The sequence below is a fragment of the Bartonella sp. AD13SXNS genome, assembly GCF_042196465.1.
GTDB lineage: Bacteria > Pseudomonadota > Alphaproteobacteria > Rhizobiales > Rhizobiaceae > Bartonella.
Map to the genome: position 1 here is coordinate 19,237 of NZ_JBHIQI010000001.1, position 23,440 is coordinate 42,676.

At 35.6% G+C, this 23,440-nt stretch carries 15 protein-coding genes and 3 tRNA genes; 10 read left to right on the plus strand and 8 right to left on the minus strand.

Annotated elements, in window-relative coordinates; all coding sequences use genetic code 11:
- Nucleotides 1-482 precede the first annotated feature (482 nt).
- The 3 genes from ACFIMQ_RS00045 to ACFIMQ_RS00055 all read left to right on the plus strand — a co-directional run bounded on the left by ACFIMQ_RS00045 (nt 483) and on the right by ACFIMQ_RS00055 (nt 2,606).
- Nucleotides 483-893 (plus strand): hypothetical protein, encoded by a 411-nt coding sequence (locus tag ACFIMQ_RS00045; RefSeq protein ID WP_375615558.1) that lies wholly within the window; start codon nt 483-485, stop codon nt 891-893.
- A 74-nt stretch (nt 894-967) separates the two neighbouring features.
- Nucleotides 968-1,393, plus strand: coding sequence for a hypothetical protein (locus ACFIMQ_RS00050; RefSeq protein ID WP_375615559.1), 426 nt, complete (start codon nt 968-970; stop codon nt 1,391-1,393).
- Nucleotides 1,386-2,606: an MFS transporter gene (locus tag ACFIMQ_RS00055; RefSeq protein WP_375703145.1), complete on the plus strand. Its 1,221-nt coding sequence runs from the start codon at nt 1,386-1,388 to the stop codon at nt 2,604-2,606. The genes ACFIMQ_RS00050 and ACFIMQ_RS00055 overlap by 8 nt, the downstream gene beginning before the upstream one ends.
- 474 nt (nt 2,607-3,080) lie before the next feature.
- Here ACFIMQ_RS00055 and ACFIMQ_RS00060 read toward each other — a convergent pair.
- The 4 genes from ACFIMQ_RS00060 to rplU all read right to left on the minus strand — a co-directional run bounded on the left by ACFIMQ_RS00060 (nt 3,081) and on the right by rplU (nt 9,469).
- A tRNA-Ser gene (locus tag ACFIMQ_RS00060) sits at nt 3,081-3,170 on the minus strand.
- A gap of 1,567 nt (nt 3,171-4,737) precedes the next feature.
- Nucleotides 4,738-7,242: a phosphoenolpyruvate--protein phosphotransferase gene (ptsP, locus tag ACFIMQ_RS00065; RefSeq protein WP_375703285.1), complete on the minus strand. Its 2,505-nt coding sequence runs from the start codon at nt 7,240-7,242 to the stop codon at nt 4,738-4,740.
- A gap of 1,465 nt (nt 7,243-8,707) precedes the next feature.
- Nucleotides 8,708-8,977, minus strand: coding sequence for a 50S ribosomal protein L27 (gene rpmA / locus ACFIMQ_RS00070; RefSeq protein ID WP_273723965.1), 270 nt, complete (start codon nt 8,975-8,977; stop codon nt 8,708-8,710).
- A 12-nt stretch (nt 8,978-8,989) separates the two neighbouring features.
- On the minus strand, nt 8,990-9,469 hold the full coding sequence (gene rplU, locus ACFIMQ_RS00075; RefSeq protein ID WP_375615562.1) for a 50S ribosomal protein L21: 480 nt from the start codon (nt 9,467-9,469) through the stop codon (nt 8,990-8,992).
- 285 nt (nt 9,470-9,754) lie between these two features.
- Here rplU and ACFIMQ_RS00080 point away from each other — a divergent pair.
- Nucleotides 9,755-9,844, plus strand: a tRNA-Ser gene (locus ACFIMQ_RS00080).
- 290 nt (nt 9,845-10,134) lie between these two features.
- On the opposite strand, the gene pgi is transcribed toward ACFIMQ_RS00080, so the two are convergent.
- The 3 genes from pgi to ACFIMQ_RS00095 all read right to left on the minus strand — a co-directional run bounded on the left by pgi (nt 10,135) and on the right by ACFIMQ_RS00095 (nt 16,257).
- On the minus strand, nt 10,135-11,799 hold the full coding sequence (pgi, locus tag ACFIMQ_RS00085) for a glucose-6-phosphate isomerase (protein WP_375703146.1): 1,665 nt from the start codon (nt 11,797-11,799) through the stop codon (nt 10,135-10,137).
- Nucleotides 11,800-11,986: 187 nt separating this feature from the next.
- Nucleotides 11,987-15,121 (minus strand): efflux RND transporter permease subunit, encoded by a 3,135-nt coding sequence (locus tag ACFIMQ_RS00090; protein WP_375615564.1) that lies wholly within the window; start codon nt 15,119-15,121, stop codon nt 11,987-11,989.
- The gene (locus ACFIMQ_RS00095; protein ID WP_375615565.1) at nt 15,118-16,257 is read right to left on the minus strand and encodes an efflux RND transporter periplasmic adaptor subunit; all 1,140 of its coding nucleotides are present in this window, start codon (nt 16,255-16,257) and stop codon (nt 15,118-15,120) included. Before ACFIMQ_RS00095 ends, ACFIMQ_RS00090 begins: the two co-directional genes overlap by 4 nt.
- Before the next feature lie 355 nt (nt 16,258-16,612).
- On the opposite strand from ACFIMQ_RS00095, the gene ACFIMQ_RS00100 reads away from it, so the two are divergent.
- The 5 genes from ACFIMQ_RS00100 to ACFIMQ_RS00120 all read left to right on the plus strand — a co-directional run bounded on the left by ACFIMQ_RS00100 (nt 16,613) and on the right by ACFIMQ_RS00120 (nt 22,108).
- Nucleotides 16,613-16,689, plus strand: a tRNA-Arg gene (locus tag ACFIMQ_RS00100).
- Nucleotides 16,690-16,714: 25 nt separating this feature from the next.
- Complete coding sequence (locus ACFIMQ_RS00105; RefSeq protein ID WP_375615566.1) at nt 16,715-16,840, plus strand: hypothetical protein; 126 nt, start codon at nt 16,715-16,717, stop codon at nt 16,838-16,840.
- A 992-nt stretch (nt 16,841-17,832) separates the two neighbouring features.
- The gene (locus ACFIMQ_RS00110) at nt 17,833-19,506 is read left to right on the plus strand and encodes a formate--tetrahydrofolate ligase (protein WP_375615567.1); all 1,674 of its coding nucleotides are present in this window, start codon (nt 17,833-17,835) and stop codon (nt 19,504-19,506) included.
- A gap of 185 nt (nt 19,507-19,691) precedes the next feature.
- Entirely contained in the window at nt 19,692-19,925 is a 234-nt protein-coding gene (rpsU, locus tag ACFIMQ_RS00115) for a 30S ribosomal protein S21 (protein WP_375615568.1), read from the plus strand.
- 1,622 nt (nt 19,926-21,547) lie between these two features.
- Entirely contained in the window at nt 21,548-22,108 is a 561-nt protein-coding gene (locus ACFIMQ_RS00120) for an SH3 domain-containing protein (protein WP_375615569.1), read from the plus strand.
- A 46-nt stretch (nt 22,109-22,154) separates the two neighbouring features.
- On the opposite strand, the gene irrA is transcribed toward ACFIMQ_RS00120, so the two are convergent.
- On the minus strand, nt 22,155-22,667 hold the full coding sequence (gene irrA / locus ACFIMQ_RS00125; protein ID WP_375615570.1) for an iron response transcriptional regulator IrrA: 513 nt from the start codon (nt 22,665-22,667) through the stop codon (nt 22,155-22,157).
- A gap of 233 nt (nt 22,668-22,900) precedes the next feature.
- Between irrA and fabA the strand changes: the two genes are divergently transcribed.
- A complete protein-coding gene (gene fabA, locus ACFIMQ_RS00130) occupies nt 22,901-23,410 on the plus strand; it encodes a 3-hydroxyacyl-[acyl-carrier-protein] dehydratase FabA (protein WP_375607845.1) in 510 nt (169 codons plus the stop codon).
- The last annotated feature ends 30 nt before the right edge of the window (nt 23,411-23,440 follow it).

A 23,440-nucleotide genomic window follows, 5' to 3' on the forward strand; every position in this document is an offset into this window, starting at 1 on the left:
TAGTGCTAAATGTAGAAAAAGTTGCATAAGAACCTTTAACAAAAATGATTAAAATTTAAATAGAGTTACAAGGTATGAAATAAATTTTTTTCTATCAGCTCTTCAGTTTTTTTGGTTAATTTATTTATTCTACCTATATCGTTGAAGCTTTCTTCTAATGACATCGTCTATCATTAGAGGGAGATGTATGATTGTTTTTCGGGTTGTAACAGCACATGGGTTTCGTGATTTATTTTTCCCATCAGAAGAGTTATAGTTGAACAAGTTTTAAAATACATGGCATTCCATATAATGCAGTGTGTGCATATAAAATTTTTCAGGATGGGAGTGTTGAGGTAGTGTCTTTTCTTGGAAAGACTGTACAGCAGTTACTAGAAAATCTAGGAGAAGAAGAGCTTATTTTTAGAACAGATAGAAATTTTGATTATAACAATTAATTAAACCAAAAGAATAATATTTATTCTAAAGTTGATGATAAAATTGTGGCAAAATATATTTTTGATAACCATAAAGAAAAAGTTAGGGAACATGTTTTTATTAGTAAGAAAGAATATCATTCATTTGTCTCGCTAAAAGTTAGCAAATTTATAGATAACTTTTTTCGTTCGTTGAATGGTGAAAAAATAATTGTCGGAGTTAGTGGAGGAGGAGATTCTAATCCATTGTTACAAAGTTTAATAAAAGTTCGAATACCTAAAGATTCTTTAGTTCCTGTGAGAGTGTTAGGAATACAAAATTGGGATACAGAGGAGACAAAGAGAGCAAAAGCCGAAAACTTTGCACCAATGTTGGTTAAAATTGCATCTTGTTCATTCAGACGAAGTTGGTCAATTATTAGGTGCAGCAGAGATAGATTGAGCGGGAATTTTTCAAAAAGCGTATCCCGAATCTGACTTAGAGGTTATTGAAACTTTAGCAGTGCAATTGTCTTTGTCTCATGTTGCTCAAACATTAGACCAATCTTTTTGTGATTAGAGTTAATTTAGAAGATCCGCTTGCTGAAAATTTTTATAATATCATGATAGGTCAAAATATTTCTTTTTGTTTCGTGCACGAAGTGGATGCACCTCGTATTTTTTATCTATTGCACTGTTGTCCGAAACATATTTTAGATGGTTGTTACTTGAAATATGCCTTGGAAAATTATTTGGCAAGAGAGCGTACCTATATGTATTGGAAAGTAATTTCCTATTATTTATCTCAATCTATAGGTACAACGTTACCAAGTATAGAATTCATGCTGACAGATGACTTTCAAAAAATAAGTGCCTATAACGCATTTGAACTAAACTTTTATGAAAAACTGGAATTTAGTACCGAACCATATTCGACAATGGAGAAAATCATAAAATGGCTTGAGTCTCTGTTTAAAAGGAAAGAGGCTATTGCGTAATTCTGTTTTTCTTATGATTGTGATTGGTTGTTTGACGAGTTTTTGTGCTAGTGGTGTATTATCTATTGGCCTTTCTTTGTTACAATTCCAAGATACAACGGGAGAAGCATCTGCTACTTTAAATGTCGTTAATTTAATCGCAATTGGAATTGCTGGCTTATGTTTGGGAAACGTGTTGGCGCACTATCAAGGCTTTATAATTGGGTTTTATAGTCAAATTACTTGCGCTTGTTTATTGTCTTTCTTATTATTTATGAACAATCCAGTACTTATTTTATTTGTATTTTTTTTACTTGCTCTCTTGATGGGGGCTGATAATCCAAATAACAATAGTGCCTTGAATCTGCTGGTTCCAGCTCCCAAACAAAAAGCTGGAATTTTTGCATTTTATACTAGTTGCTGTCAGTTTTTTGTTATTATATCCCCATTGCTTATATATTTTATAATTGCGCATTTGGGGCACAAAATAGCCATAGCCTTTATTGTATTTATCTATCTTTTGAATGCCTGCTTATGGTTTCGTATAAAGTCTATACAACAACTAAACAGAGCAAAAGAGCTATTAAAAAAGCCATCTCAAAAAGCTTATGGAGTTGGGTTCAGGTGCCTTTGGCGGATTTCTGCGTTGCGTTTTTTAACGATTAATCGTATTTTGAATAATTCTCTCTATACGGGGCCTATTGTTTTATTGCCACTTGTTCTTGCTTCTATAACATCAGATAATATAAAATTTACAGCCATTCAAAATTCTATTTTTGCTTTGTCAGCACTGGGTTTTGTGATCAATGGTCTTATCTCATCTTATTATTTACGGAAATTTCCATCTTTAATTCGTTTTTTTGTATGGGGGGCACCGGCTTTTGCCGTGATCGCAATCTCTTTTGTTTTATATTTAAATTTTACTCAATATTCCCTTTATATTATGGGATTTTTATTAGGTATTGGGCAATTTTATTTTAGGGTATCGGGAATAACAATTGGACAAGCTATCACACCTAGTGAAAATTTAGCCGAGGTGATTTTGGCAGGCGATGCCAGTGTACGCATCATAACAGCTTTATTCTCTATTGTGCTTTTATATGCAGGAAAATTTTTTTCATTTTCTATATTATACGTCCTGTGTGTATTTATAGGCTTTTGCGCCCCTTTATTTATTTTGCACGGACTATCTATTTACATACAAAGTTTAGAGATAAAAGAAAGCGCCGCATGAATGATGTTCAATTATTATATTACGTCAGCCTTTTTTTGATTATCGTATGGATAAAAATTTTGTACAAATATTCATGACATTAATTTTAAATAAACACATTGCGTGAGAAAAGCTGAGGTGTTTGTTACCTCTCATGTGGATAAAACGCATTTAGCCCATTAATCAACGAAATTGCAAATAGCACTATGATCACCATTAATTCTAAAAGCTCTACCAGAAGTTAGTGATAATGGCAAAAATCCTTTAATGATATTTGAAGAGATCGTTTATGCTAGATCAGGTTATTTAAAGATCGAGAGGAGAGGAGCTTAAAAAGTATAAAATTCATGGAAATTCAACAGCAATTTCTAGGTGTACATAATGATAGGCATAGATCGACGCGAACTGGTCAAATTCAAACAATAAAAAATCCTGCAAATGCTGAGCTTTTTAAACTATGTCATATCAAGCATATGAAAGTTCGTTTTAAATTAATGGCGGAGAGAGAGGGATTCGAACCCTCGATATGGTTTCCCATATACACGCGTTCCAGGCGTGCGCCTTCAACCACTCGGCCACCTCTCCAGAAGTTTGCACTATACCCAGAAAGAAATAACGTGCAAGTCTAAACTCTACATTCAAAACTCAAAACACAAATTCATTTATTCAAGTAAGAGATGATATCTGTTGAATAACAAGCACATCCTTTCTTTTTAAGAAAAAACTTTTTCCGTGGATAGCTGTCTACAATGCAATAATGGGAATAAAAAGATTGTCACAATCATAAACATTCATGCTCACTTACACACTTTCTGCTTCACGAAAAAATACTTCTCTTAAAATTGGCATACAGTCCATGGTTCTGCACGATCAAATAATTAAATATCTCTCGCTTCACAGCATTGATTACCCTAATAATAAATAGAATAATAACGATATGAAATTCTTATATCCCTAATATTAAAATTGTTTATTCAGATAATAAATTTCATTTCAATAAAAATCATTTTTAACCTCCTCATGTCCCCAAGGATGAAGATTCTTAACCGCTATAAATTTTATGACAAACTGCTCTTTCTTGAGATGAGATCTACCTGCTAATCATTTTTATGTTTCACTTCATATATAATATATTGATTTATAAATAATAAATTATCATCATTATGTAATGAGAACCCAAAATATCGTAAGATTTTCTCATCACAAACCCTCTCAAAACCATTTTCTTGTACGCCATCAACAAGGATGATATGTGGATAAAAAACTTTAAGAAAGGATAAATGTCTCTTAGGAATTCTCTCAAATAGCAAGGGATTGGGTATTGGTAAATAATATGATCTTGGCTTGTGCTTTTTATTTAAGGAAAGAAGGTTCTATCCAATAGATTTTATACTATTCATAGATACCGTTATGAGACGGATGTGACAAGCTTTGAGAAATATTTTTTACAAACATGTGGATGAGAAAAATAATAGTATTCTTAGAGTGTTCTGTTTTTTATGAGAAGCATACCCTACTTAAAGAATGTGATAAACATAAAATGTGAAGCAATACATAATATCTCTTATTTAAAAGAGATTGCTTTAGATATTTTGAAAACTATAAAGCTGAATTTAAGAGTATATGGTAAAGAGGAAAACAGATTTGCATCTTTATGATTTTATGTCTTGCCAAAATTAAACTGTTTTCTCATTTCAGAGAATAATATACATTCATGCATATTAAATTAAAGATACAACAGCCTTTTGTATCTGAATTTTATTTTCTATCAACTAAGTGTAGAAGTATGAAATGAAATATTTAGGATAGGATCGAGACAGCTGGTACCATCATGCTATTTGCCAGCCCAAAATATTGCAACGTCCCTTGCTATTTGAGAGAATTCATAAAAAGCAATTATCCTTTCTTAAAGTTTTTTTATCCACATATCATCCCTACTTATGGCGCACAAGAAAATGATTTTAATTAATCAATATGAGAGAGCTTGTGATGAGAAAATCTTATAACATTCGGGATTCCCATTATAAAAAACGACAAATTATCATTCTAAATTAATAATGTTGCCTATAATCGTCCTAAAGAACAATGTTTTACAACACTAAAATCTGATTACTTTGCAAAATAAACTCGTTCTATCCCTTAATGTTTTTTATCACCTTATATCTTTGCTTAGAGCACGTACAGCTCGTGCAGTTTCACATTGCAATGCTTTTTGTGCTAAAATTTTCATATCCTCAAAACTATGTGTCCGCAAACAAGCCTTTACTGGAGAAATATCGCAAGATATCATAGAAAGCTCATTAATTCCCAATCCAGTCAAAATCATCGCCCCAAAAGGATCTCCAGCCATACCACCACATACACTAACCCAACATTTATGTTGTGCTGCTCCCTGAATAGTCTGGTAAATCATACGCAAAACTGCTGGATCAAGGCTATCAGCTTCAGACACAAGGTATGGATTTTGCCGATCAACAGCCATTGTATACTGTGTTAAATCGTTGGTTCCAATTGAGAAAAAGTCAACATGGGCACTTAACACGTCTGCCATAATGGCTGCCGCTGGAACTTCGATCATAATACCAAGTTTTAATTTTGGTGCATTAATATCGTTTCGGATTTCTTCTGCAATCTTTTTTATAGCAACAATCTCTGAAACAGACATCACCATTGGAAACACAATCCATAGATCTCCACCCTCTTTTGCTGCTCGATACAAAGCACGTAATTGAGGAACCAAAAGATCACGTCGACGTAACAAAAGCCGCGTTCCTCGAACACCTAAAAAAGGATTGTCTTCTTTAGATAAATGTAAATGTGTAACCTGTTTATCCCCACCAATATCGAGCGCACGAATAATTAATGGCTTATCTCCTACAGCTGTAATCATCGTCCGATATATATCAAATTGTACCTCTTCATCCGGAATATGCGGATTTTCTAAAAACAAAAATTCCGTGCGCATGAGCCCAACACCTTCAGCCCCAAAATCAAACGCAATAGGAACCTGATTTGCGTAGTTGACATTAGCCATAATACGAATTCTTTGGCCATCTATCGTTTGCGCTGGTAATCTACACGCATTTATCTCACTGATACGTTCTTGCGCAACAATATCAATTTTCCTTTGAGCATCTTCAACGTCTTCAAGTGTAGGATCAAGGTAGATAAACCCGTTATCGCCATCAATAATAGCCTGAATATCAGACTGAATTGCTAAAATATCATCACCTGCAGCCACAACCATTGGAATACCAAGAGTACGCGCCAAAATAGCTGTATGAGATAACGGACCTCCCCATGCTGTTGCTAATCCTTTTACCCTTGTACAATCAAGTTGTGCTACATCAGAAGGAGAAAGGTCATTTGTAACCAGAATTACACCATGTGGAATATCATTTAAAAAGAACGATCTATAGGATGGATTGATTTCACCTAAAACACGTCGACCAACATCAACTAAATTAACAGCACGTGCTGCTAACAAAGGATTATCTACCTTAAAAAACATATCTGAAAATTGACGAACCGCTCTATCCCAAGACCAAGCAACACCATGACCTTCTGCTATAAAACGATAAGCTTGAGCTATTAAATTTTCATCTTCAAGCAAAACCATTTGCGCAGAAAAAATCGCAGCAGAATCCGCTCCCATACGCACTGTAATATCAGAAATCACTGATGCCATTTTATGTTTTGTTTTTGTAAGAGCATTGTCAAGACATGCTGCACCAGCTGCAAAATCAATTGGCTGATCTATTATGGAAATATCATTTTGCCTTAAAACAAAAATCTTACCAAACGCTAACCCTGAGCTTGCTCCAACACCAGAAATACCTTTGTGCATGGAGCGTGGATGCCAACCATGAAAAGTCTTTGTTTGAGATTCCATTTCTTTCATCACGCATTTTTCACTAATACTTACCTTTTTTACAATAGAAATCGCATCCTTAAGAAGTTGTGCTCCTTCTGCAGCATCTGTAGAAAAAATAAGAACATCGCCGTTTTTTACTCCTAATTGCAATAAACCAACTAAATTTTTCATTTCAACGGCATATTGACCATGGCGAACTCTGATAGAGTTCTGAATCTTTTTCGCAAAATCAACCCAAAGAGAAGCTGGTCGTGCATGAAGACCGCTTGGATAATCTAACATCCATTCCTGACACACCGAAAGATCACCAATAACATTTTTTTCTATCTTCATATCTTGATCAAATAGAGTTGTAACAATTTGCTGTTTGTCCGCAGTTGTTGCAAGTACTTCAAGCTGTTTTTTATCAAATAAAAGAGACGTCAATTTTTTGCAAATTTCTCTATAGAGCTCTGGACACGCTGCAATGGCAATAACCAAATGTGCTTTCTTTCCATCTTGCCACTCAACACCAGCAGGAACTTGTATAACAGCAACAGCGTCCTTGATAATTAAATCACGATTCTCAACCATACCATGAGGAATAGCTATACCATTCCCCAGCCAAGTATTGGTTATTTCTTCACGTGCAAGCATGCTTTCCAGATAACATTTATCAACAGCACCAACCTGCACAAGCAACTCAGCAGCAGCATAGATCGCATCATTTTTATGATCAAAAGCAGCCGCAAGTTGTACAGATCCTATCGACAAGATTTCACTCTCGGTAAAATCTACATTCATTGCTTCTGCTTTCTTACATCCCATCATGAATTCAAATTGCCTCATATTTGAACACGAATATCTCTGATAAATTCCTTTTCAAAGCTGCATTTCCCAAAATACAAGCTATAAACAACACCACAATTTTCTTTTATTTTATGGAATATAGCTAAGTGAGGTGCTTAAATACCTCAATATCACCGATAAAACAATTGGATATTACCATCCCGCGGGTTGCTTAGAACCATCATAAGCAAATCTGACTCTTACTCTACTTTACAAAGACAAAACCTCGATTTTTACAGCTACAATCACCTGAAAAACTATGTTTTAAAAACGCTTTTATTATCCTAAGTTATTTAATATAACTTATCATTATTTCCCCCTCCAAGAAAGCATCTTCCTTAATCACCTGTAACTTCGGCTAACACTTTAATTTATTCCCCCAAGTTGATCTCATCTAGTGTCCCTCTTTTAAATTCATTACATAATTACAAATTATTACAAATTTCTCCCTACAACTTACCATCCTTAAAATTCTGTGCAGCTCATTCCACGATACTGATCCTCTTAATATATAATATTGATATATTTTAAGCTACTCCTTTGCTTCAATCAATATAGCAAACACACATATTCTCTGTTGCGCATTTGCAAAGTACACCCATCCCCAAAACGCGCTATCCTCAACCATTAAAACCAAGAAAAACTCTACAAATAATCTTTACTTTCTAGACATTTCGATAAATGAGATACATAAAGCACAAAAATGAAAAGAAATTACTGTCTTAACCCTAGCTCTTATGCTGGTTTATTTTCAACAATACACAATAATAGTGAAATCAGAAAAATATTCTTGAAGGGCGCTGATTGCACGTTGGTTATTTTTATATCTTTAAACACCGTCCTCCTTAAAAATATAATTTCACTATCGATTTACCGAAAATTCCCTAATGCACGTCACTTTCAAAGTATTTTTGACTGCCTTCTTATGGATTTTTTATCGCTATGTCTTTTTAAATGAATAGCCCCACCTATCCACACTACCACCTAAAACAGTATGACAACTCATCAATACCACAATGCCGATAAAAAGACCCATCTTTATCAAAATGATTACATAAATAATGCTCTCATTAAATTTCTCATAATTTTCTGAAAACAAACTGCTTCTCTTATAAGAAATTACTAGACACTTCTTTATACATAAAAAGAAAGTCTCTCCTCACTATTAGTATACAGAAATTTATCAACAAATTCTATCATAATATCAATATGTTCAGCACTAAATACTAACATAACAACGCACAAACTTTTTCCCTCATTGAGAAAAGCCATTTCCCCAATTCTACCTTTTTATCTTCTACATTTATTATAGTACCAACGCAAAAAGGGAAAGATGAGATTCTATCTTTCCCTTTTAATACTTATAAAACCACAACTACAATTCAATGAAATCCCGTTGATGGCTAGAGAGTGTTACAGATTACTCTGCTGCCTCCACCATAGGAATGACTGAAACATAGGAACGATTACCCGCTTTGCGTTGAAAAGAAACCTTTCCATTTGATAATGCAAAAAGCGTATGGTCTTTTCCAATACCGACATTGTTGCCAGGATGCCAACGTGTACCACGCTGGCGAATAATAATATTTCCGGCAATAACGGTTTCACCACCAAATTTTTTAACGCCTAGACGTTTCGATTCTGAATCGCGACCATTACGCGAGGAACCACCAGCTTTTTTATGTGCCATAGACGCTCTCCTTTAATCTTTCTTACTCTTTGATACTACAGACGCTTTTTTCTGCGATGCAGTCTTTTTTTCAACCGTTTTTTTAGCCGTCTTCTCAACGGAAGCAGCAGCTCTTGTTTCTTTTGGTGTAGTTTCTTCTTCTTTTATCGGTTTCGTAGCTGCTTTTTTAGGTTTTGAACCACCCATTAAAATTTCTAAAACACGAAGCCTCGTAAATTCTTGACGATGGCCACGCGTGCGTTTAGAATTTTGACGACGGCGCTTCTTAAATGCGATAACCTTGCGCTCACGTGCCTGTTCTAAAATCTCAGCTGTCACCAATGCATCAGCAACGACAGGGGTACCAATAACCGCATTACCTTCTTGCCCAACCATTAATATGTCATTGAATTCAACAACATCACCCGCATCTCCACTAACTTTTTCAACTTTTATCACTTGATTAGCAACAATGCGGTATTGCTTACCACCAGTTTTAATGACTGCGAACATTTTTTATCCTTCCGTTCACTCCAGCTCTTATTTAATTTCTGCCTTGAAATAAGGGAAAATAGGCTGCTTTTTATCAGTCGTAATAGATCTCAAAGAAGGTTAAAACCCTCTTCAACACAAATATGCGCAGATTTCCCCACGCTTATATTTTGTATATATGAAGGAATTTCTATTCTCTGTCAATAAAGTCCCATAAAAAAGAAAAAAAGGTTGTACCAAAAACAATTGAAGGTTATCTACCCCTTATACACTCGAATAGTGCCGATTTTTGTTTCACTTTATTATGGAGAGATGGCTGAGTGGTTGAAAGCACCGCACTCGAAATGCGGCATAGGGGCAACTCTATCGGGGGTTCAAATCCCTCTCTCTCCGCCACTGTAGCTTGCCAGCGGGTTTTGTATATTTTGCCACTAGGTTTTTGTACCAAGTTATTTTTCAAAAGATTTTAAAAGAATTCACAAAAGGTCTTTAAAACCTTTCAAAGTTGTTTGTTGGTTTTGCTCATAAATTCTCATTTTTACAATTTTTGCACTTTTTTGATTTTCTGTCACAAAAATCTAATTCAGACAATAAGAGGGAGCACATAGTAAAATAAGGAATTATCTCTTATTTCTCTCTCATTCTACCTTTGCTTAATGAGTACAGAACCTTTTATAAAATTATATTTATTGTGTACGTCTTGCTTGAATATGTGCTAGCAACCCTAACGTTGAACTATCGCGCTTATCCGCTTTACTTTCTCCACGAAGAATTGGTAATAACTCCTCTGCTAATTCTTTACCAAGTTCAACCCCCCATTGATCAAATGAATTAATATTCATTAAAATCCCTTCAACAAAAATACGATGTTCATAAAGCGCAATGAGACGACCGAGTGCAAAAGGTGTTAATAAATCCTGAACCAGCGTAATGCTGGGACGGTTTCCTTTAAAACTTCTATGACGTGCTAAATGATCTGCTTCACCCTCATCAACTCCATTTTTTATCAAGATATGCCGAGCATCTTCAATACTACGCCCCTTCATCAAAGCTTTTGATTGTGCTAAACCGTTTGCTAACAACATCTCATACATAGAATGTAATTTTTTCTCATGCCCTTTTATAAATAAAATAAATTCTACAGGAATAATATCTGTTCCTTGATGCAGAAGCTGAAAAAAAGCATGTTGACTATTTGTTCCTGAATCCCCCCAAACAATCGGACCACTTGAAAAACTTAATGGTTTTCCATCCAACGAGACTTGCTTACCATTTGATTCCATATCAAGCTGTTGTAAATAAGCTGGAAAATGTATTAAACGCTGCGCATAGGGAATAATAGAGCGTGATGAATAACCGCAAATAACACGATGCCAAAACCCTAAAAGAGCAAAACGAATAGGAATATTTTTATGCAAAGGCATGGTTTTAAAATGTTGGTCCATTTGCAAAGCACCATTGAGAAATTGGCGAAAATTTCGACCACCTATTGCAAACATCACAACAAGCCCAATGGCTGACCAAATTGAATAACGCCCTCCAACCCAATTCCAAAATTTAAAAACTCTTGTCGAATCTATGCCAAATTCTGCCACTTTATCAAGCGCACTCGAAACAGCAACAAAATGCGTGCAAATGGCTTCTTCTCCTAAATGTGAACAAATCCACTGACGTGCAACTTGAGCATTTACCATTGTTTCAGCCGTTGTAAAAGTTTTAGAAGCAATGACAAACAGCGTTGTTGCTGGATTCAAAATAGAGAGAGTATCAGAAATATGAGCACTGTCAGCGTTAGAAACAAAATGACAACGTGGACCATCATGATAAGGTTTTAAAGCATATGTAACCATTGCAGGGCCAAGATCAGATCCACCAATACCAATGTTTACAATATCACTTATTCTCTCTCCATTGCTTCCCTGATAGCTTCCATCACGTACCTTTTCAGAAAATCTTTCCATGTCTTCAAGAACATCTTGAATATCGCGAATAAGATCATGACCATCCAACATGAAAATTTCGTCAGCAGGTAAACGTAATGCAACATGAAGAACTGAGCGTTTTTCAGTTGTATTAATCGCTTGACCAGAAAACATTGCATCACGCCGTCCTAACACATCTGCTGCAACAGCTAAATTATCTAAAAGTTGCAATGTTTTAAATGTTACCCCACATTTTGAAAAATCGAAAAGAAGATCATCAAGTCTGAGAGAAAAATTGGAAAAACGCTGTTCATCTGCTAAAAAATGTCGACGAATATCATAGACCCCATCCTTTGCGGCATGGCTCCTTAAAGCATTTAATGCGGCTTCAAAAGCCTTTTCATTTCGAATCGAAAAGCTATCTCCCATAAGCTTATCCTATACAGTTATTGACAATGAAATCTATGCCCAAACAATAACAAAGCAGAAAGCATCTCCTTTATTGCTCGCTATCTTTACTGTTCACATAAAAACTAAGGAATATAAAAGTAAAAAATAAAATTCGAAGATGATATTTTTACAAGAATAAACTTTTAAATCTTTTCCACTCGATACATCATTTAACTTTATTGAGTTCTTTTGTTAATAATATAGCTTCTTCTGCTTTTGGTCTTATAAAACGCCCTAAAAAAAGATAAACAACCGGTGTAACATAAAGCGTAAAAATAGTTGCTAAACCTAAACCACCAACGATAACCCAACCTAAAGCTATACGCGCCTCTGCGCCAGCACCTTTGGCTAAAACCAAAGGAATACCTCCTAAAATGGCACAAATCATTGTCATACAAACCGGACGAAGGCGAATGTTTGCTGCTTCTTCTACGGCTTCACGCACGCTTCTTCCCTGATCACGTAATTGATCTGCAAATTCAACAATAAGAATACCATTTTTTGCCATAACGCCAATTAACAAAATTAATCCAATTTGGCTGTAAATATTCAGACTCACACCACTCAATAGCATAGCAATTACAGCACAACCAATCCCTAATGGGACAGTGGCCATGATAATAAATCCTGAAATAAAGCTTTCAAACTGAGCCGCCAAAATCAATAAAATAATCAAAAAGGCAATGCCAAAAACAATCATAAAACTAGAGGATGTTTCATTAAGTGTTTCAGCTTCCCCTAAGGGAACTACATAGGTCCCTTTCGATAACAAAGGAGAAGCAATTTTCTGTACCGTTTGGTAGGCTTCCCCTAAAGCAATACCTGGAGCAAGATTTGCGCTTAAAATAACAGCACTCATGCGTTTTTCCCGTTTTAATTGGGGAGAGATAGCTTTTTCATGTAAACGCGCAATAACCGATAAAGGAACATATCGATTGTCTTTGGTCTTTAAAAAAATGTTTTCTAAATCACTAGGACTCTTCATAGAATTTTTACGCGACATCAATTTAACATCGTAAGAATGATCATCCACGTTAATGGAACCAATCTTTTTACCATCCAACATTGCTTGTAATGTATCGCCCAAATTGGTGATATCAATCCCTAAATCGGAGGCTTTTTTTCGATTGATTTCAATGAAAAATTGCGGTTGTGTTGCATCAACAGTAAGACGTGGGCGAATAAAACGCGGATCATCTTGTAAAGTACTCACCAGCTTATCAGCAATGGGTTGTAATGTTGCATAATCATTGCCAAGAATTGCAAATTGTAATCCTTGCCCAGTTCCTCTCACACCTAGAGAATTTCCCTGCGCAGCAAACACAAAAACTGCAGGAAACTGTTTAACTTTTTCATTAATATCTTTCACGATTTCTTGCTGACTCCGTAAACGTTTATCCCAAGATGAAAGCAATAAAATTAAAAAAGCAGTATTGGGTGAACCGCCAGCACCCGCAATAGAGTAACTGTTAGCAATCTCCCCTGCATCACGTAATGGCTGTAGACTTGCTTCAATTTGCTCTATTTGCTCGTTCAAATATTGTGTTGAAATACCTTGTGGTCCATTAATAACCAAAAAGATCACAGCTCTGTCTTCTGCTGGCGTTAATTCCTGTTGTAGCTTCGTATAGCCTCCAATACAAAGACCCGCAAAAATAAGTGAAGCAAAAACAACAGCCCAAGGCTTTTCTAAACACTTATGCAAACTGTAAGTATATGCCTTATGAAAAAAAGTACCTAATTTATATAAAAAAGCAAAATGATGAGACTCTTCCTCTTTCTCCTCAATATGTTCTTTGAGAAAACGCGAAGCCAACATGGGACAAAGCGTTAAGGCAACAACTGAAGAAAGCAAAATAGAAATTGCCAAAACAAAACCAAATTCTCTAAAAAGACCTCCAACTTGCCCAGGAAGAAAGGAAATAGGAACAAACACAGCCACTAAAGTCAATGTTGTTGCTAAAACAGCAAAAAACACTTCACGTGTTCCTATCACCGCCGCAGCCCTAGACCCTAAACCCATGTTGCGCCACCGAACAATATTCTCAAGAACAACAATAGCATCATCCACAACAAGCCCTGTTGCTAAAACAAGTCCTAAAAATGTGAGAATATTCAATGAAAATCCTACAAGATAAATAGCTGCAATGGTACCAATCAAAGCGACAGGAAGAGATACAGCAGGTATCAGTGTTGCACGAATGTCTCTGAGAAAAAGAAAAATGACCAAGATAACACTCAAAATAGCAATAACCAACGCAACTTCAACCTCATGAAGAGCGCTTTTAATAAAAACTGCATCGTCATTAATAACGTCTATATGTACAGAAGAAGGAACAACACTTTTGAGATTATCAACAACAGTTCTCACTCCTTTAGAAATATTAAGAGTGTTGGATTGTGCTTTACGCACAATCCCTAATCCAATACCTGTCTTTCCATTAATACGAAGAATAACCGTTTCTATATCCGGCGATAAAGTAACATGCGCAACATCACCAAGATGCACACGAGGCTTTAAAACAACTTGTTCAAAAGATTCTGGTGTTGTTAAACGTGCAGTAGCACGCACAACTAAAGTTTGTTTAGAATTGCGTAATGATCCTACTGGCACATCCGTTGTCATATCAGCAAGAACACGTGAAATATCTGCTACAGTTAATCCATAACTGGCAAGTTTTGCTTGATCTATATCAATCTGAAAAATCTTTGTGCGAGCACTATCGACCTGTACATCACCAACACCATCAACAGCAGAAATTGCATCAACAATCTGATCGTTTACAATCGTGGTTAAATCATCAACACTCATTGTTGGTGACGTCACAACCAAATACATCATGGCAGCAGCATTGGAATCTGCTTTAATAATCAAAGGCGAATCCGCATCTTTCGGTAAAGAATAGGTAATACGGGAGAGAGCATCACGAATATCAGATGCTGCAACATTCAAATCAACACCAACATTAAAATTAATCTGCACACGGGAGCGCCCAAAAGAAGACGTTGAAGAAATCGTCTTAACACCTGAAACACGAGAAACAGCATCTTCTATAATTTTTGTAACTTCACGATCAATTGTTTCTGCCGACGCACCTGAAAACACCGTCACAATCGTTGTTACGGGAGTATCAACATCGGGTAATTCTCTTACATCAACATTTAACCATGCTGCAAATCCTGCAATGATGATCATAGCATTTAAAACAAAAGTAAAAACCGGTCTGCGAATAAATAAGGTAATGAGACCACCTTGCTCGACCTGTGACATCGGCTGTTTTGTGCTCAATTCTTGGCTCATTGTATATCCGTTCCGTAAACTACTGGTAATTGCTGTTGATGAGACTTTGGGTCATCAATCGTTACTTTACTTCCTGGATAAAGCATTTGTACTCCTTGAATGACAACTTGATCACCATTTTCTAGGGGTGCTTTTACGAAAACTTGATCTGCTTTATGCTGAATAATTGATACGGGTATAGCCTCTACTTTTCCTTCTCTCACACGCCAAACGAATGACCCTTTACTATTCCATTGAACGGCAAGAGGATTAACGACAGGAAAAGAACCACCATGAAATTGCAAGGCAACAGAAAAAGACATACCAGACATGAGCGTATCTTTTTCATTATTGATTTCAACCTGAGCATGAAGTGTGCGACTTTCTGGATCAACGATATTATCAATCGCATAAATATGACCAACAAAAGATCTATCCGGCTGCGCGATTAACGTTGCCGTTACCTCATCTCCTTTATGGATGCGCGACACATAACGTTCAGGGGCCCATATATCGACCAAAATACGTTCTCTATTCTCAACACGGCCTATTACAGTATTAAGGGTCACGTTATTCCCCGCATCTACGGGCAAAATACCAACAACTCCAGGAATCGGTGCACGAATTGTTCGCCGATCGAGATCTAATTCAGCATTACGCAAAACTAAATTTGCATTATCCAACTCTAAGCGTGCTGTAATTTCTTGAACTTCCGTTGCTGTATTGCTGGCACGTAACTTAAGAATACGCGAAAGCGTTAACGCATTATTATCACGTTGTACTTTTGCTTTTGCAGCCGCTATTTCTTCTTTTTTAGAATCAAGCTTTGCAATCACATCACCTACTTGTACTTTTGTACCAGCTGACACAAAAAGCTTATCAATAACACCTGGAGATAAAGGGGTAAGCTCGACTTCTGCAAGTGCTTGTCCACTCCCTAGAACATTAAGTTGTTCATAAAAATCTTGAATTTTTACAAGATCAACAACAACATTCGCCGGTGGTTTTGCCATTTTTCCATTTGAATCTTTATACGATACTCTTGTTTTACTCACCATAGAAATGGGGTGTTCTGCACTTCGTTTTCCAGCCCAATAAGTAACCGTTAAAACGACAATTAAAAACACTAATGGAAAACTCTTTTTTAATAACGCCATACATCTACCCTTGCTGTATCATGTTTATCTGAAATAGTTTTCAACTGTAATATCAGCGTCTTACACAAAAACCAAACAGCAGGTGCATATCTTACCCCCACCGCAAAAAACATATCTCATTTTCGCTTAACTATCTTTCATAGACTAAAACGTCAAGTTAACTATCGTTCATATTACTTTGTACAGTTACAACAAGAAAATGATCATATCAAAACCAACTGAAACCATAATTATAGTATATCCTTTTTTAAAATATCTCATAAAAAAGAGAATTTTTTTTATGACGACTCAAGTTTCACTTGCATTTCTTTAATGAAACGATTAGGAACCCTTTATCTTAGACAATGTAGAAAGTGCACCCGTAGCTCAGCTGGATAGAGCACCAGACTACGAATCTGGGGGTCAGGAGTTCGAATCTCTTCGGGTGCGCCATCTCTCTCAATAGATTCAATTATTATTGCAAAAATCAGTTATTATTGCAGAAGTCAGTGAAATTGATCGCAATACAATTACACCTGAAAGTCATACAATTGACGATTTGGAAATAGATAATTTTGATCTTGCTCATATTCGGTTTCTTTGAATTCTTTTTATGTGATTTATTTTTTGCCTATCTTTGATCTTTTTGCGATTTGTTACTTCATTCTATTGTGAATCGTTTTTTTAGCTATTTTGATAGAATGGAATGTTATGCGGCCTTCAATTCAGCCCCAAGGCGTTGTTATTAGCGATAATCGTAGCGATTGCATGAATAGCGTGTGTTATTGTTTTCGTTTCTCAATCTATGTGCCTATTTTGATTTTTTCCGGACTATACTCCTTAATCAGTTGGATAGTTTTTTACGTGCTTCTTTCTACCTTTTCCATCAATGGATGTTCTAAATATTTCATTTCTGGTAGCCTCATCTTAAGGAGAACTTCAGGTGCTCCGCAATAAATTCAGGTTTACCACCATGTAAAATTTTTTAGTGTGTTATTGGAAATAACAAATAAACTACTTCTCAAACGTACCACCGTAAAACACTTATGGAACCCGTTAATACCATCAGAATTTTACTGCAAATCAAAGCTTCTTCTCGAGATGTTTTTAATTTCTTAAAAGCAAATAGCTTTAAAGTTTTTTCTTCATTCGCATGATTTAAGATTTAAAACTAAATATCCTAGATTACCTTTTGAAGAATCTTTGCCACTTTAATAAAGTCCTCTTTAACAGAACTTTCAAAGCCCCCATATTCTTAAGATATAAAAGGTCTAGAATAATGAAGTGCTATAATTTTCCTGCATAAAAAGTTTTAAAATTAATACCACAAAGACTTTCTCCTAACATTCCTCATCAGCTATTATTGAGAGTGATATTGCAAGTTGACTAAAAACTTATCGAAACTTAAAGCGTGGAGATTCTTTTTTCTCAAAAAACAATAAAATTCTTCTTGTGCTCTTTTAGCATTATCTCTTGCACAGCACATCATCGACCTCTATGATCTCTTATACTTTCTATTCTCTATAGATTCTTCCCATTAATCCATAGAGGAGAGATCCCAAACGTTAATAAAAGCTCAATTTAAAGAATTTTCCCATGCCTAAAACAGATATTGAAATTGCTCGCACTGCTAAAAAGAATCATATTACTGAAATTGCACAAAAGATCGGTATCTCTCATGAAAATCTCATTCCCTATGGCCATGATAAAGCTAAAATTTCTTCTGCATACATAAAATCGCTTAATAAAAATCCAGATGGTAAACTTATCCTCGTCACGGCTATCAATCCCACACCGGCCGGAGAAGGAAAAACAACAACAACAGTTGGATTAAGTGATGCTCTTAATCTTATTGGTAAAAAAACAATAGCTACCTTGAGAGAACCGTCTTTAGGTCCCTGTTTTGGTGTAAAAGGTGGTGCTGCTGGTGGGGGTTATGCGCAAGTCATTCCAATGGATGACCTTAATTTACATTTTACCGGTGATTTTCATGCTATTACAGCTGCTCATAATCTTCTTGCCGCAATGATAGATAATCATCTTTATTGGGGAAATGCTCTAAACATTGATCCACGTCGCATTGTTTGGAAACGCGTTCTTGATATGAATGACCGTGCATTGCGTGATATCGTTATTTCATTGGGAGGCATAACAAATGGTTTTCCACGCCAAACAGGTTTTGATATTACTGTTGCATCAGAAGTTATGGCGCTTCTTTGTCTCTCTGAAAATTTAGAAAACCTTACACAAAGACTCAAGAAAATTATTGTTGCTTATCGTTATGATAAAACGCCCATCACTGTTTCTGATCTCAATGCGGAAGGTGCAATGGCAGTTCTTCTCAAAGATGCTATACAACCCAATCTCGTACAGACAATTGAAAATAATCCTGTTCTCGTTCATGGAGGACCTTTTGCTAATATTGCTCATGGCTGCAACTCAGTTATAGCAACAAAAACTGCTTTAAAACTCGCTGATTATGTTGTCACAGAAGCAGGATTTGGGGCCGATCTTGGAGCAGAAAAGTTTTTCGACATCAAATGTCGGCAAGCAGGTATTGTACCAAATGCTACCGTGATCGTCGCAACTATTCGTGCATTAAAAATGAATGGTGGTGTGGATAAAAATAACCTGACAGAAGAAAATATCACCGCTTTAGAAAAAGGAGCAGCCAATCTTTTACGACACATAAAAAATATGAAGCACTACGGTATTCCTTGTGTTGTGGCTATCAATCATTTTGACAGCGATAGCGATGCTGAAATAAAAACATTACAAAAAATAGTTGCAACAACTGGACACAAAGCTATTATCTGTAAGCATTGGGAACAAGGTGGAAAAGGCGCTATAGAACTTGCACAAGAACTCGTTACCTTGATTGAAGAAAAACATTCTCATTTTAAAGTTCTCTATCAAGATGATATTCCCCTCGTTCAAAAAATTAATTGTATTATAACAAAGCTATACGGTGGACGTGGCGCCATTATCTCAGCCCCTATTCTCAAACAACTTGAATCTTGGGAAAAAGAAGGTTTTGGCGCCTACCCTATTTGTATGGCAAAAACACCTTATTCTTTTTCTGCTGATCCCAAGCAATATGGTGCGCCTGTTGATTTTGAAATTCCCGTACGAGAAGTTCGTCTCTGTGCGGGAGCCGGCTTTATCGTTGTCATTTGTGGAGATGTTATGACCATGCCTGGACTACCCCATTATCCCACGGCTGAAAAAATTCATCTTGATGAAAATGATCAAATACAAGGACTTTCATAAGTTTATAATCATGAACTCTATCATTCATTATAAAAAGCATTTTATTACAAAAAAAATAGAATTTTTAAAAGCGATATAGACAAATGTCTTATTTATATGATATAAGTTTTTGTCCTTTTGGATATGCCTTTAAAAGGACGTAGGTTTTCCTATTATTTGTGACACTGAAAAAAGCAGGATAAATAGTGCAAGTACTCGTTCGTGATAATAATGTTGATCAAGCGCTCCGCGCGTTGAAAAAAAAGATGCAGCGTGAAGGTATCTTCCGTGAAATGAAAATGCGTAGTTATTATGAGAAGCCATCGGAGAGGCGTGCTCGTGAAAAAGCTGAGGCTATTCGTCGTACACGTAAGCTTGCTCGTAAGCGTGCGCAAAGAGAAGGTTTTGTTAGTAACGGACGAGCTGTTGCGGTGAAGTAATATGTTGTTGTATATGCGTTATCTAAATGGCATGAATTGTAGTGTAAATAGGTTATCAGGAATTTTGTACTTATAGAATATTGTAAATGAATTTTTCTCATAAGGCGTGTGTTATAATGTTTAGAATTATCTGAGCATAATGGGTGTTTTGGGTCTATAAATGTAGTGATTTTTACTTCACTCTTCGGCATTTCAAGCACTGCATAACAAACTGCAGTTCAGTTCTTTAAATCGACTTATTGCTGTACAAAATTAAGGAGAGAGTACTGGATATTTTGTAATAGCATTTTGCTATAGTTTTTCATCTCTCAAATAACTCTTTCTTATGTACAGCTCACGTGCTGGTTTTCTTTTTATTAAAATATTCTGCATCTTTCGAAAATCCTAGATCATATTGCAAAGCACAAATTACTATCGCAATATGCGATTATGTATGTGTAGAGATATGATATCAAATACATAATCCTCTTTCTCTTCACTTATGTAATGAAATGATTCCATAATTTTCGATATCTCTTGATTTTATCCCTTTACAAAGGGAAGAATTTTAACCACTGCATTACAGATTGGTTTTTCTTAATAAATTTCTTCCCCTCATCAATTATGTTATTCACCTCATAGCGTATCGAGCAAACCTTCCCCTGAATATTTCATTTAATTTTCTTTTTCTCTAACTCAGTATAAAAGAAAATTGACAATAAACAAAGAAACCACTGTGATTTTAATATGTGTGAATATGTGCCTTATATTACCATTTTTTATGAAAATATTTTTACAATTTAAATAACGATTAAAATGTATAACATATTGATTTATTATTATAAGTAAGCGTTTTTCATATTAAATAATAACTATGAATACCGTAAAGCTCTCATCATACACCCTCTCATATTGAATCAATCAAAGTTTTTTGCTTATACATCACAAGCGGGATTCATATACAAATGGAACTAACAGCTATAAAAATGCTTCTTAGGAACGCTATAAATAATAAAACTGCATATAACATTGGGAGGCTGGTAAGTAGAATAATGGATCCAGCTTATCTACTATACGGATAAGCATTATCGTGGCATAAGATTATGGGTATAGCAAATTTTATAAAATGGATTATTACGGAAAACTGTCCTGTTAAAATTAGCCTTTCATATAGCAATTTACTCTATAATGTTTCTCATACTTTTACGCTTAAATGCTTCATTCATTGTATTATTTTGTTCATTTAAAACGTCTTTTCAAGCCACACAATAATCCCTTTACTGAACAGTTTTTTGCTTAGAATATGCATACCTGTACTTTTATTTCGAGAAATAAACTCAGAAAAGAGATACAATACTTTAGCCCTGATCTCCTGTACAAAACTGCTATGTCCGCAATATACTTTACTATTTTATCACGCATATAGCTCTATAAAAATCCAATTTTATTTACAGTCATCTCCTCATAAAAAAGATAAGCGCTAAGAAATTCAAACTTTTGTTTCCCTTATTTTGCTATTCTCGTAATAATTTTTGCATCGTTTAGATCTCTTTAACGAGCAATATGTCATAATTTTTATCAGTTTCTAATCTTATCTTCCAGATTTTAAATTTCCAATATATGACGAAATAAAGGAGTTAAGTTTGCAAAATTCTCGTTGGTTTCGTGTTTCAAGGCTTTTATCATGTCTCTTAATAGCAAAAGTCATTGTATTGGGTTCACCTCATTTGTTGCACGCACAAACATTTAATCAAAATTTAGGGCCCAGTGGTTTACCACTTCCACGATTTGCTTCGATTAAACCTACCCGTGTTAATGTACGCGTCGGACCAGGAAGCAATTATTCTATTATTTTTACCTACCAAAAGAAGGGGTTACCTATTGAAATCATCCAAGAATATGATCAATGGCGCAAAATTCGTGATGCAGAAGGTGATGAGGGATGGGTATATCAATCGCTTTTATCGGGAAAACGAACTGCTATAACTCTTCCATGGCAAAAAGATAAAACAAAAAGACTGATGCTACGAAAAAACCCCACCGACAACGCAGAACTCGTAGCAGAAGTAGAGCCTAATGTCATTGGTAATATCCGCCAATGCGATGGACAATGGTGCGAAATCACTATTAATAATGTTCATGGGTGGCTTCAACAACCTCAGTTATGGGGGATCTATCCTGATGAAAAAATAAAAAGTTGGTGAATGCTTAAACGCATCAAATTTAATTTTTATTCCTCATTGAACATTCTCACTCCCTATCACAAGATTGATTTTTTGGTTTCAATCGCACGATCAAATCAACATGTGAAATTTCCATACCTTTTGGTGGCTTAGGCAAATTTCTAATAATGGGAGCTTCTTCCAAATTGCATGGAATATCAAGAATACGATTTTCGCCTTCTATATAAAAATGGTAGTGATCAGAAGTATTGGTATCAAACCAAGTTTTCGAACCTTCTACGGCAATAATCCGTAATAATCTCGCTTCCGTAAATTGATGAAGCGTATTATAAACTGTTGCTAAAGATACAGGAACGCCTGCCCTCACCGCCTCCTCATAGAGCTCTTCAGCAGTAACATGACGGTTTCCCTGAGAAAAAATCATATGTGCAAGTTCTAACCGCTGACGTGTTGGACGCAAACCATTTTGACGCAAACGTTTTTCTAACATAGAAATGGAATAATATTGCACAACTTTTCTACACTCTTTTGTGGACTGTTGCTCTTCATTCATATCAAAATTGTCTGCACTCACTGACATATTACAAACCAAAATATATTTCTGTGTAAATAAGATTAAAATACAAAAAAATGCGAATAGTATGGTGTAATCTTGTATTTCATTTTTAAATAATTACCTATGCAGAATACATAAAAAAGGGACTTTGTCATTAAAAATGATATAAAATCGTTTCCCTCTCTTTAAAATTTGCTCTAAAAGTAGGTTCGGGAAAAGCGCAGAAATAAAGATATATGCAAATAAATGGAGTAACAATGGCTAAACAAAAGTCTCACTACACTTATGAAGAGCTTCTAAGCTGTGCTCGCGGTGAAATGTTTGGTAGGGGTAATGCGCAATTGCCGGCACCGCCAATGTTGATGATTCATCGAATCACTCAAATTAGTGAAACTGGTGGTGAATACGATAAAGGAATGGTTCGTGCCGAATTTGACATTACACCAGACCTGTGGTTCTTTGATTGTCACTTTATAGGTGATCCTGTCATGCCAGGATGTCTTGGACTAGATGGTATGTGGCAATTAACAGGTTTTTTTCTTGGTTGGCTAGGCGAACCAGGGAAAGGAAGAGCGATATCAACAGGTGAAGTAAAGTTATCAGGTATGATAACTCCACAAACCAAACTTCTTGAATATGGAATAGATTTCAAGCGTATTCGGCGTGGAAATTTAGTCTTAGGAATAGCCGATGGGTGGCTAAAAGCAGATGGAGAGACTATTTATAAAGCGAATGATTTACGCGTTGCTTTATTTAAAGAAGATTGAACGTTATTTTCATTCAGAAAGAATTTTTTA